The 12,870-nt window shown below is 52.4% G+C and carries 8 protein-coding genes; 2 read left to right on the forward strand and 6 right to left on the reverse strand.

The window, feature by feature from the left end:
- Nucleotides 1-9: 9 nt before the first annotated feature.
- Nucleotides 10-3,090 carry an efflux RND transporter permease subunit gene (locus tag RAL91_RS19335; protein ID WP_306257887.1) on the forward strand — a complete coding sequence of 1,027 codons (3,081 nt, stop codon included), beginning with the start codon at nucleotides 10-12 and terminating at the stop codon, nucleotides 3,088-3,090.
- 21 nt (nucleotides 3,091-3,111) lie between these two features.
- On the opposite strand, the gene dnaG is transcribed toward RAL91_RS19335, so the two are convergent.
- Both dnaG and RAL91_RS19345 read right to left on the reverse strand, forming a co-directional pair.
- Nucleotides 3,112-5,028 (reverse strand): DNA primase, encoded by a 1,917-nt coding sequence (gene dnaG, locus RAL91_RS19340; RefSeq protein WP_306257888.1) that lies wholly within the window; start codon nucleotides 5,026-5,028, stop codon nucleotides 3,112-3,114.
- 117 nt (nucleotides 5,029-5,145) lie between these two features.
- Nucleotides 5,146-5,595, reverse strand: coding sequence for a GatB/YqeY domain-containing protein (locus RAL91_RS19345; RefSeq protein ID WP_306257889.1), 450 nt, complete (start codon nucleotides 5,593-5,595; stop codon nucleotides 5,146-5,148).
- A gap of 360 nt (nucleotides 5,596-5,955) precedes the next feature.
- On the opposite strand from RAL91_RS19345, the gene carA reads away from it, so the two are divergent.
- Nucleotides 5,956-7,155, forward strand: coding sequence for a glutamine-hydrolyzing carbamoyl-phosphate synthase small subunit (gene carA / locus RAL91_RS19350; RefSeq protein WP_306257890.1), 1,200 nt, complete (start codon nucleotides 5,956-5,958; stop codon nucleotides 7,153-7,155).
- On the opposite strand, the gene RAL91_RS19355 is transcribed toward carA, so the two are convergent.
- The 4 genes from RAL91_RS19355 to RAL91_RS19370 all read right to left on the reverse strand — a co-directional run bounded on the left by RAL91_RS19355 (nucleotide 7,152) and on the right by RAL91_RS19370 (nucleotide 12,509).
- Entirely contained in the window at nucleotides 7,152-8,225 is a 1,074-nt protein-coding gene (locus tag RAL91_RS19355) for an MBL fold metallo-hydrolase (protein WP_306257891.1), read from the reverse strand. The two genes, carA and RAL91_RS19355, sit on opposite strands and share 4 nt — an antisense overlap.
- Nucleotides 8,226-8,362: 137 nt before the next feature.
- Nucleotides 8,363-9,868 carry an alkaline phosphatase gene (locus RAL91_RS19360; protein WP_306257892.1) on the reverse strand — a complete coding sequence of 502 codons (1,506 nt, stop codon included), beginning with the start codon at nucleotides 9,866-9,868 and terminating at the stop codon, nucleotides 8,363-8,365.
- Nucleotides 9,869-9,957: 89 nt separating this feature from the next.
- Entirely contained in the window at nucleotides 9,958-10,083 is a 126-nt protein-coding gene (locus RAL91_RS19365; protein ID WP_306257893.1) for a hypothetical protein, read from the reverse strand.
- Between the two features lie 527 nt (nucleotides 10,084-10,610).
- The gene (locus RAL91_RS19370) at nucleotides 10,611-12,509 is read right to left on the reverse strand and encodes an outer membrane protein (protein WP_306257894.1); all 1,899 of its coding nucleotides are present in this window, start codon (nucleotides 12,507-12,509) and stop codon (nucleotides 10,611-10,613) included.
- Nucleotides 12,510-12,870: the final 361 nt, after the last annotated feature.

Genomic DNA, 12,870 nt, shown 5'->3' on the forward strand with positions numbered 1-12,870 from the left:
AGATCAGCCATGAATTTCCTGACCGGCTTCGGCCTCAACAATTCACGTTTGACCATTTTGGTTATGATCGCACTCATCCTTCAGGGGCTGATTGTCTATTCCGGGCTTTCCAAACGTGAAGATCCTGCAATTACCATTCGTACAGCGGTGGTCACGGCCCAATTCCCCGGCATGGCACCCAAGCGCATGGAAGACCTGATCGTCACACCGATTGAGCGTAAGGCGCGTGAAATTGCCGAGATTGACGACATCAAGACCCTGATCACCACTGGCAGCGCGGTGGTCAATCTCGAGGTTTCTGACGCCGTTGCCAAGGCGGATGTAGATGCCGTGTTTCAGGACATTCGCAACAAAATGCAGAACCTGAATGATGAACTGCCTCAGGGAACCGAAGGCCCCTTCATCAACACAGACTATGGTGATGTGTCCATTGCCTCTGTCGCAGTTACAGGCGAAGGCTATTCCTATGCCGAAATCTATGACGCAGCAGACAGGCTGCGCAACCAGCTTTACACACTGGATGGCATTGGCCGCGTTACCCTCTATGGCGAACAGGAAGAACGCATCTGGCTGGAAATTGACTCTCGCAAACTGGCAGCAGTCGGCGTTCAGATTACACAGGTCCTGAATGATTTGCAGGCTCAGAATGTGATTCTGCCAGCAGGCGAAATTGATGCAGGCGGCACCACGCTTATTCTGGAAGCAAATGGCGATCTGCAGAGCGTTGAAGCCGTGGAGGACGTGCTGACAAAGGTCAGCGGCCTGAGCGGCTTTGTACGGCTGAAGGAGCTCCTCACCGTCCGCCGTGGCTATGTCGATCCAAAGGCAAAGCCGGTTTACTTTAATGGTCAACCCGCCGTCACTGTTGCGGTCGAGATGACCGATGGTGAAGATATTCAAAAACTCGGGCTCATCCTGAAAGAAGCAGTCATTGCTCATGAGCTGACCCAGCCCATCGGCATTTCTTATAATTTTGCCACCTATCAGGAAGAGAAGGTCACCAGCGCCATCAACAATGCGCTGGTCAACGTGGCCCAGACCTTCGCTGTCGTGCTGCTGGTCATGCTGGTGTTCCTGGGCTTTCGCTCCGCGTTTGTGATTGCCAGCATTGTGCCCTTTGCCGTCATGTTTTCCATGATCGGCATGCAATATCTGGGCATCGAGCTGCAACAGGTCTCCATTGCCGCCATCATCATTTCGCTGGGGCTTTTGGTCGATAATGGTCTTGTCATCGTCGAAGACATTCAAGGCAGAATAAGCAAAGGAATGGTCCCCAAAGAAGCTGCAATGGCTGCAGGCAAACAATTCTCAGTTCCGCTGGCCGTCGCCTCTGTGACAACAGTTTCAGCCTTTCTGCCGCTTCTCATTCTGGAAGGCACAGAGGGCGAATACGGTTTTTCCCTTGGCGCTGTCGTAGGCACCATGCTGGTTGGATCCTGGATTTCCGCGCTCTACATTCTGCCTGCCCTTGTTGTCTGGTTTTCCAAGCGCAACACAGTCCCTGCTGAGCCGAAGCCCAGTCGTCTGGTGCGCGTATATGGCGCTGTTCTGGAACGCACGCTAGGCCTGTCCCTCATTGTTGTGCTGGCCTCCTACCTGCTGGTTGTTTTGGCAGCGACATTGTTCGGATCAGTCAAAAGCGAAATGTTTCCGCTTGGCGCCCGCAATCAGTTTCTGATCTATCTGGACATGCCAAAGGGAACCTCCATCTCAGCCACGGAAGCTGAGGCCCTTGCTGTTGAAAAATGGTTGTCAGACGAAACAGCCAACCCGGAAGTCTCAAACACAGTTATTTATGTGGGCGATGGTGGTCCGCGCTTCTATCTCGCGCTCAATCCGGCTGATACCAACCCCGCAAGTGCTTTCCTGCTCGTCAATACAGTCGATTTTGACGGGGCAATCACCGCCTCTCAGCGTGCACAAGAGTACCTGTTGAGAAATCACCCATCCGCTCGTTTCAAAGTCAAACGGCTCGCCATGGGTGGCTCTGAATCCGGTATTGTGCAGATCAAGATCACGGGACCGGATGCGGATCGCTTGCTGTCACTCGCCGACGAGGTTGAAACTGCTTTTGCATCCGCCCCCGGCCTTGTTCAAAATGAGAATGACTGGGGCAATAAAACCCTGAAAATCATTATCAACATCGCGCAGGACAAGGCCCGCGAACTGGGCGTTACATCCGAAGATATTTCCGACATTATGGAAGCCTATTTTTCAGGTGCAAAAGTGTCCGACTTTCGAGATGGCAGCGATGCAATTCCCATTGTCGTGCGTGCTTCACCCGTCTTCCGCGACAGTCTTGAGGATTTGAGAGATCTCTCAATCACGGCAAATGGCCAGCTTGTTTCGCTGGACCGGGTAGCAACATTTTCGCCCATTCTGGAATACTCCCAGTTTCGCCGGGAAAATCAGCAAAGGTTGATTACAATTTCCGCCAAGAGCGACACTTTGAGCGCCGGTGAATTACTGGCGCACGCTCAACCCAAACTGGATGCACTGAATTTGGGTCCCGGCTACAAGTTGCGCATTGCAGGTGAAACCGCCGACAGCGCCGACGTGAATGCAAAACTCGGTGCGGGCGTTCCGGCTGCCCTTACAGTCATGTTGTTTGCACTCATGTTCCAATTCAATTCGGCCCGACGCGTGGCTTTGACCTTCATGACCATTCCACTGATTATCATTGGTGCGCCGCTCGCTTTGTTGTTTGCGGGTCAACCTCTGTCATTCTTTGCTATTTTGGGCATGATTTCTCTGGCAGGCATCATCATCAACAACGCCATTGTGCTCATCGATCAAATTGACATTGAGCGCCAGACACACGAACTGCGTACAGCAATCATTGAAGCTGCCAAAAAACGTCTTACCCCCATAATGCTGACCTCATTAACGACCGTGTTTGGTCTAATGCCCATGGCAATCGCCGGTGGTGCGCTGTTTGAACCCATGGCAACACTCATGATTGGTGGCTTGGCCGTTGCCTCCATCCTCACACTCTTTTTCGTCCCAAGCGGCTATTATCTGCTGTTTGGAGGATGGAAAAAATCAACGGATAAAGAGGCAACGAAGAACACAAAGGTGCAGACCGCGTGACATCAGGGCCGGTTGGAGCATTTACTGGCCTGACAAAGCGCCAAACCCTTCAATGAGTGCATGAATGTGTTCATTGCTTTCCAGATCATGCTGAATTTCGACCAGCCTCGCGAAATTGGCTTCTGTTGCCTCTTCATTCAGTGCCAATTCTGCCGCGCGCAACTCATCACGTAAAACCGCACCTTTTTCGTGAAGCGCGAGCGCCTGACGCCAGCCCTCCTCCGCGTCAATGGGGTCTGCCTGTTCCCGCGTCTGCCACAGCCCCACCGAAGCCAGAGTGTGTTCCAGTCGGCGCAAAAGCGTTTCATAGCCGCGCCGCACCAGCGCATCCTTGATTGCTGAAGCATTCTGTTCGGGGTCTTCTGCCAGAATACCGACTAGAACCTGATGCAGCTTGTTCAACTCGCCCTGATCAAATTGCAGCGTAGAAAAAGCATCATCATGCCGGTCCAGCAGCACCGGATGATTGATCATCGTCATCAGCAGCACCGCATTGCGTGGTGAAATGATGGAACTGCGGTTTCCAGCAGCAAAACTTGAAACCAACGGGCTCTGTGACAGGCTGCGGCTGACAGAAAACGCGGCTTTGCGCCCGCCTGCCTTGGCCTTGCCGGCAAAGCCACCAGCGCGTCTGTTAGAGCCCTTCCCGGACGAGTGACCGAAGAACGCCTGAAGCCGCTCACGAAATTCCTGCTCATAATGGCGTCGGATCGTATCATTGGTCATGATGCGCGTCAGACCGCGTATCCGGTCTTCCAGCTCGGCCCGGCGCTCTGGCGTATCAAATACACCGTTTTCGGTTTCGCGCGACCAGACCATGTCGCTGAGTGGTTTGGCGCTGCGAATAAAAGTGTCCATCGCATCACGTCCGGCACTGCGCAGCAGATCATCAGGGTCCTGTCCGTCCGGCAGCAACACAAACCGAACGGTTTTACCGGGTTTAAGATGCGTCATGGCCATATCGGCCGAACGACCGGCAGCTTTGAACCCTGCCCCATCCCCGTCAAAACACAGAACAGGGCTGTCATTCATGCGCCACAACAACTGCATCTGCTCCTCTGTCAGCGCAGTGCCCATGGGCGCGACAGCGCCATCCAGTCCATGCGCAGCACAGGCAATGACATCCATATAGCCTTCAACCACCAACAGCGGCGCGCCATGATGCACAGGCTCGCGGGCACGGTGGTGATTGTACAGAAGATAGCTTTTGGAAAAGAGCGGCGTTTCCGGAGAATTCAGATATTTGGCCGGAACGTCTGCTGAAAGCGCGCGCCCGCCAAACGCGATGCAGCGCCCTCTTGCATCCGCAATCGGAAACATAACCCTGTTGCGAAAGCGATCATAGGAAACAGAAATGTCAGGCCCGGCAATCAGCAGTCCGGCCTCCACCATATCATCCTGCGAGACATCTTTACTGGCCAGGAACTGCTTTAATGCATTGCGGCTGTCCGGCGCATAGCCGATGCCGAATTCCTGCTGGATAGCCTGCGAAAGCCCCCGATCCCTGAGGTAGCGCCGCGCTGCGGCACCATCTGCACTTTGCAGCGCCTGCTGGAAAAAGCCATTGGCCAAATCCATCACTTCATACAGCGAGCCGCGCCGCTTGGCCCGTTTCTCAGCTTCCGGGTCACGCTCGGGCAGCGACAACCCCGCGTCACCCGCCAGCCGCTCAACGGCCTCTGGAAAAGAAACCCCTTCAGTCTCGGTCAGAAAACGAAAAATATCGCCCGACTGCCCACACCCGAAACAGTGGTAACGGGCACGGCGATCATCTGCATGAAAGCTTGGTGATTTTTCATTGTGAAACGGGCAGCAGGCCCAATAATCGCCCTTGGAGGGTTGGGACTTCTTGCGATCCCAGGTCACACGTCGTCCCACCACATCTGAAATATTCAGGCGGGCGCGTATATCATCCAGAAATCTGTCATCAAAACGCATGGGCGGTTTTCGGGCTCAACAGCAAGTCAGAGGAAAGACGTCAGGTAGCATAACCCGACGCCTTGAAAAATGCTCTAGCTGTGAAAAACACTCAAAGTCCGCATGGACAGAGCCGTATTACTGCAAAAGCTCTTTCACCACACCGCTGGCCTGACAGAAATCCATCTGGCCCGGATAGCGCTTTTTCAACGTGTTGATACATTTACCCATGTCACGCAGGCTGTTGGCACCAATATCGGCCACAACATCCTTAACGGCTTTGCGCACTTCTTCAGCGGGCAATTGGGTCGGCAGGAAGGAACGAATGATTTCCATCTCCTTGCGTTCCCGCTCGGCCAAATCAAGCCGACCAGCATTTTCATACTGGCGGGAGGATTCTTCCCGCTGCGTGATCATTTTGACAAGCAGGCCCAGAACTTCGTCATCACTGACTTTGTCCTTGCCGGTACCACGCAATGCGATGTCACGGTCTTTAATGGCAGCATTGATAAGCCGCAAGGTACATACCTGCTTCTTATCCTGCGCCTTCACAGCTTCATTCAAAGCTTCAGCAATTTGTTCGCGCATGTAGATCTATGACCCTTTTTTGCACTCAATATCACGAAGGCGCTTTTTTCCCGGCAATTTGATTCTCTATGAAAACCGTGCCGGTACCGCCTCTATACCATTTTTCGACAGAATTTGAAGCAATTCTGACCATCTTCTTGACGCTTATGTGTAGATTTTGCGACCGTTTGACAAGGCTTTGTCCGTGCAAAGTGTGCATAGCAGGCTTGAATTTCCTGCAAAGACATGCGATCCGACCCTGACGTGAGGCTAGGAAATGCGCTGTGTAAGCCCCGCCTGAGCCCTCTGACAGACAAAATGACCAGACCTAAGACGATTTGCCGCGTCAAAACCCGTTTCTGAAAGCCTTTGGAGTGTTTCATGCAAGCCACCAGCCAGACCGCGCCTGACAAAAACTTGCAAGGATGGCAGGAACCAGTTCCTACGGCCGCTCTGGTCCTTGCAGACGGAACCATCCTCTATGGCATGGGTTGCGGCACTGTTGGTGAAGCCGCAGGTGAGGTTTGTTTCAACACAGCTATTACGGGATATCAGGAAATTCTGACAGACCCGTCTTACGCTGGCCAGATCATCACCTTTACCTTTCCCCATATCGGCAATGTTGGCAGCAATGACGAAGATTTGGAAAGTCTCAATCTTGCGTCAGACCATGGCGCACGCGGCTGTGTTTTGAAGGCGGATATAACCGCTCCCGCCAATTACCGCGCCGGACAGCATTTCGACCAGTGGCTGAAAGCGCGAGGCATTGTTGGCATTTGCGGCATCGATACGCGGGCACTCACATCCAAAATCCGCGAAGGCGGCATGATCAACGCACTCGTCGTTCACAGCCCCACCGGCAAATTTGATACGGCCGAACTGACAAACAGAGCGGCAGACCTGCCCTCTATGGAAGGCATTGACCTTGCGAAGGACGTATCCACCCTGCAAACCGTGCAATGGGACGAAACACCCTGGGTTTGGGGGGAAGGCTACGGCCAGCAGATCAATCCGGATTTGCACATTGTGGCAATCGACTATGGCGTGAAACGCAACATTCTGCGGCTTCTGGCCGGTCTTGGATGCAAGGTGACCATTGTTCCAGGCACCGCCACTGCAGAAACTATTCTCGGTCACAAACCGGACGGTATTTTTCTGTCAAACGGTCCGGGAGATCCGGCAGCAACCGGTTCCTATGCCGTTCCAACAATTCGCACGCTTATTGACAGCGGGCTGCCCATGTTCGGCATTTGCCTTGGTCATCAGATACTGGCTCTGGCCTTGGGCGCAAAAACCAAAAAAATGCATCAGGGACATCACGGCGCCAATCACCCAGTCATGGACCACACCACCGACAAGGTGGAAATTACCAGTATGAATCATGGCTTCGCGGTTGATGAGGCAACCCTGCCCGACGGCGTGGAACCCACACATACTTCGTTGTTTGACGGCTCCAATTGCGGACTTCAGGTCAAAGGCAAGCCGATCTTTTCCGTTCAGCACCATCCCGAAGCATCACCGGGCCCGCAAGACAGCCACTATCTGTTCCAGCGCTTTGTCGATCTGATGAAGTCTGCCTAAGCCAGACTGTGCTGGTAGGCCTCTCCGGGCCGCAAAGTAATGAATGAACTGTCTTGCAACCCGCGCTCAGCACGAGCAGCCGCGAGCCGTTCAATCGGCTCCTCAATAGGCTCGTTTGTAAGCTGAAATGTGCCCCAATGGTGGGCAATGGACACTTGAGCGTTGCACAATATGTGTCCTTCAACAGCTTCTTCGGGGTTCTGGTGCTGCGCTTCCATGAACCAGCGCGGATCATAGGCACCGATTGGCAGAATTGCTGCATCGAACCTGCCATGCTTTTCAGCGGCGGCCCTATAATTGATCCCACCGTGAAAGCCGGTATCGCCAACCACATAAACTTTGGAACCGGGCGTTTCCACCACAAAACCGGACCACAAAGCCATGCGCCGGTCACGCGCGCCCCGCGCAGACCAGTGATGAACCGGTTCAAAATGAACGTTTACCTGATCATTGACGGTGGCAATATCCCCCCAGTTACCGGTCTTGATCCGGGCATCAGCAATATCCTCGCGAATGATCGTATCATTCCCGTGGGGGGTGATGATCAGCGGGTCATGCGCATTTACCAGAGCGGTCAGAGATGACATATCCAAGTGGTCATAATGGTTATGCGACAGCAATACGCAATCAATTGGAGGTAAATCCTCCAGTGATACTCCGGGTTTTACAACGCGTTTGGGCCCGACAAAAGATACGGGGCTGGCGCGCTCCGAAAACACCGGATCGGTCAGGAAATTCAGGCCTGCGACCTGAATCAGAAGTGTTGCGTGACCAATCATGGTGATGGTCAAATCCTCACGCTTCTTTTCCGGCACAGCCCCTTCAAACGGGCTCGGATAGGCCTCAGGCCATTTCGCCTTCTCCTCTCCAAACTGCCATTTCAGAAGATCTCTCAGTCCAAGCGGCTCCTGTCCTTTTGGATTGAAGAACACACGGCCATCAAAATTGGATGCAGGTGGTCCGGAATAGTAGGCGTTCCCTGGCTTTACCGAGGCAAACCAGGATCCGCCGCCGACAGCAGCTGCGATACCGGACAATGAGAGATATTTGAAAAATTTACGACGTGTCATGAACCCCAAGATAGGGTTGAGACCACACTTTTAAAGACCGCCTATCAAGACGCAACACTGTCACATCACATTTTTTGATTTCAGCAAAAGATCGCAATGAAAAACGAACCCTGTCATTTCATCGTCCAAACCGGGCATCAATTGGCTTCTGCAGCGTATTTCATCACATGGAAAATGAAATTTTGTTCAATCGTTCCATCAAAAAGGTGTGCCCATGGGCCACGTGCATACACAGCAACGTCTTCGCCTGAATGCGTTTCTCCGGCCATAGGAATGAGCGCCTGCTGCAGATAATCAGGATCGGTCACTTCTTCCTGAGTAATTGCAGGGCGAACACCGGCATAATTCATGTCTTTGCGCAGAACAGAACTCGCGCCATTCAGGTAACCAACAACCGTGTAGGGCTGGCCGTCCTTTGCGGTCTTTGGCGTGTCCAGATGCTTGATACCGGCTTTGTCAATGCCATAGCACAGGCCGGTAATCGGCGTACCGCGACCGCAATAGCCATTGAACGCAATGGCGTGTTCATGATCCGCGGTAACAATGATTAAAGTGTCTTGCGCATTGGTCAGCTCAGCAGCTTTAGCGACCGCCTCAGCAAAGGCCACACCATCTGTCACCGCGCGATAAAGGTTGCCATCATGGAGTGCATGATCAACACGCCCGGCTTCAACTGTCAGGAAGAAACCGTTTTCATTGTTTTGCAGACCTTTAATGGATGCTTCCACCATCTCGGCAAGCGACGGCTCGCCGGTGCGGTCATGTTCAAATTTCATGTGGCTGGATTCAAACAAACCCAGCACAGAGGCATTGTCAGCCATGGGCAAAGCGGCAAATTCAGTATCATTGAAGACAATCTGCACACCGGCAGACGCTGCCTCTTCAAGCAGATTTCGACCATCCGTGCGCTGACCGGGCTCGCCTTCAGAATCAGTCACATTGCTTGGCAGGAAATGGCGGCGGCCACCACCCATGGCAATATCAACAGTGCCAGCTTTCATAGCATCGATCAGCTGATCCGCGATATCCTTGACGGAGCACCCCTCAGGCAATGAAGTATTGTCTTCAAAATCACGATCAGCAGAATGTGCATATGCGGATGCAGATGTGGCATGGGTCAGACGCGCCGTGGAAACTACGCCGACAGATTTGCCCATCTCGTCCATCACGGACACAATGGATTTGACCTTGTTGGCTTCAACCTGGCTGCAGTCGCCACGGTTCAGGCCCTCGGAAACACCGATCACCCCCGCTTTGGTTTTTACACCAGCGTGCATGGCTGTGCCGGTACCTGCTGAATCAGGGGTCTGTGCGTTCACATTGTAAGTCTTGACCAGCGCAAGGTTCGGGAAATGCTCTTGAGGAAGAACAGCTTCGTCACCAAATCCCCCATCCTTCTGACCGTAATAGAGGCGGGTCGCGTAGTTTGTGCCAACGCCATTTCCATCGGAAATCATAAGAATGATGTTTTTTGCTTTCGCAGTGTTTGGCTGTTCTGCAAGCTTTTCTGCAAGTGTAATTTGCCCGGCCTGATACCAGCTATTGCTGGCCTGCGGTACGGCATCCTGTGCCAGTGCGGCTTGAGCCAGTACCGTTGAGGCAGACAAGGCCAGCGCAAGCCCGGTCATGATTCTTGCCTTCATTGGAACGTCTCCTTAAATTTCTATTGGAAGGTCGTTCGAACGAATTAGAACAACTGTGTGAATGGCATGTTACTGGTCGATAAATATCTCTATAAATCCGGCAGCGGGCCCGACAATGTCTTCAGAAACTGCACCAGATCATTGACCTGCTCATCATTCAAATTGAGCGGTTTCAACAGCGCTTCACCATCAGCATGCAGGCGCAGGCGTTCCATATCGATATTCGAATAATGCTCCGCCACCGCGTCCAGAGCTTAAACTGCCATTGTGCATGTAAGGTGCGGTCTCCGCGACACTGCGCAGACTGGGAACCCGGAATGCGCCAAAATTGCTGTGCTGCGTGATCAAATTCCGACATTATCGTCCAATTCGCTGCATTTTGTTTGATAATCAAAGACCCTGTTACAAAATGCGATGTCGCGCCATTCTAGGAGAAATAGTGCGTGTTTATTTGAACGCAGACACAAAAAGTATGCGCGAATAATTTTCAGTATTACACAATCAGGTTACTTTGTATTTTCTGCGCTATTTCCGACATGACAATATTAATCATTCAGGTGGCTTCTTTTCACTTTGCGTCTACGGGCGCTTTTCCATGCGGGCAAAACGCTTGTCGCAAGCCCTGCTCATGGGCGGAAAAGTTCCACGGCAAAACCTCGGCATCTGGAATCAGGCACTTCCGAAAGGGAGGCAAAAAAAGCCCCGGAATGTCCGGGGCTTTTTTTAACATACGACAATCGGTTTAGTTGAAATGCCAACTTGCGCCAACACGCGCCAGCCATGTGTTCTGAATACCGCCATAGCCCGAATCGCCATTGCCGCTCTGTTCCTGATCAAACCAGTAATACATTCCTTCAGCGCGCAGGCTGAGTTTTTCTGTTGCCATCCATTCAAGACCAGCACCAGCAACTGGTCCGACAATAATCTCGGCTTTCCGATTGAGTTGCACGGTATAACCGCCATTGGCGGTTGAACTGGCAAACGCGACGCCACCGGTTGCATAAATCAGGCTGCGATCCATCTGGATACCCAACCGACCACGCAAAGATGCAATCCCAGAAAGCTGCCCAGATATAAAGTGCGTATCATTCTCGGGAACAATAGAAGCCCCCACCCAAGGGTTCAGGCCAGCGTCCGCTTCGACACCAGCAATTACCATATCAGCAACTTGCCAGTTATAGCCAGCATGAGCACTAATCATATATCCGGCAAAATTCGGCGATGCAGAGTAGTTGGCCGAAGAAGATGGATCAGCATCGCCCGCATAATTGGCAGAGCCGTAGCCAACACCGCCACCTACATAAAAACCACTGAAATCAGCTACAATTGGCTCAGCATCATCCCCAGAAGCTGGGTTGAAGTAGTAACTTGCCCCAACGCGGGCTATCCAGGTATCCTGAATTCCACCGAAGCCTGTGCCACCATTGCCACTTTGCTCTTGATCAAACCAATAATAAAGCCCCTCTGCCCGAAGTGCGACATTGTCTGAGACCATCCACTCAATACCCGCACCAGCCACAGCACCTGTAATAATCTCGGATTTTCTGTTAAACTGAACCGTATAACCGCCCGAGCCCTGTGAACTTGCAAACGCCACACCACCGGTCGCATAGATCAACGCCTGGTCTGCCTGGAAACCAAGTCGTGCCCGCAATGATGCTATGCCACTTAAATGGCCCGCTACAAATCGTGAACTTGTAGACGTACCACTAATAGCCCCATTCCATGGTGCAACTGTGATATCACCCTCAAGGCCCAGCACAAAATTTGAAGCTGTTTTCCAGTTATAACCAGCATGTCCACCAACCAGATAACCTTCATTGTCGAACGAGCGGATGGTTGGTTCAGTAGTGACCGGCCCCGCCCTGCCCTCATATTCAGCACTGCCATAGCCGGTGTGGGCACCCACATAGAATCCAGAAAAGGCATCACCGGCGACAGAATACATGTCGTCCATCGGCTTGGAGCCATCAAAGTACCAACTGGCACCAACCCGGGCAACCCAGGCATCCTGAATGCCACCATACCCGGAAAATTCATCCATATTCTGCTTTTGATCAAACCAGTAATACAAGCCCTCAGCTCGCAACGCCAAAGCAGGAGTCAGCAACCACTCGATACCGGCACCCGCAACACCACCCAAAATCAACTCGGTTTTGCTGTTGTGCTGCGCAGTGTCACCGCCACCGGCATTGGAACTCGCAAACGCCACACCACCAGTCGCATAGATCAGAGTTTCGTCGAGCACATAACCAAGTCTGGCACGAACCGATGCAATCCCGGTTAAGTGCCCGAACACAGCATATGTGCCGTCCTCGGAGTAGGACCCTTTCCAAGGCGCAACTGAGATATCGCCTTCGACACCCAGAAGCACATTCTGCATGATTTCCCAATTGTGCCCGGCGTGCAATCCAAACAACATTCCGCGATTGTCAAAACCCTCAATGGGCGACCCCGAGCTCCATCTACCCTCGTAGTCAGAACTGCCATAGCCAGTATGGCCACCAACATAAAAGCCGGTAAAGGGGGTGCCCGCCAGCGGCGCCTCACCAACCGGATCAGCCGCATTGGCCAAGCTCATCGAAGCAACGAGCAGCAATGCTGCTGGTGCCACACCACACATCATCAGTTTCTTGTTCATGTCTTTCAATGCCCCTGATCTTCAGTTCCCAACCGCAAACCAACCTTCACCGGTGGGACTGAATATTAATCATTCTAAAAATGCTCGAAATGCTCGCTCAATAAAACCAATTAGCCCTGTCCAGGTTAGACCTGTCCAAGGTCGCAGAATCGCGCAAATGCTTATGTTCTGTTTGAATTAGGTTCAGAATCGACGCAAAAGTAAACACAAAATCCACTGATCAAGTGGCAAATCGTCGCATATTGGTTTTTTTGGAAAACATGGTGCAAAAAAGTGACACAAGAATGCCACTTGCCTGATCTCTAAGTTGTGCCTAACGATCTGAAATACTATCGGTTGTTTTGTTCAAATATTCATCTGA

The sequence above is a fragment of the Pararhizobium sp. IMCC21322 genome (assembly GCF_030758295.1).
In the GTDB taxonomy this organism is placed as follows: domain Bacteria; phylum Pseudomonadota; class Alphaproteobacteria; order Rhizobiales.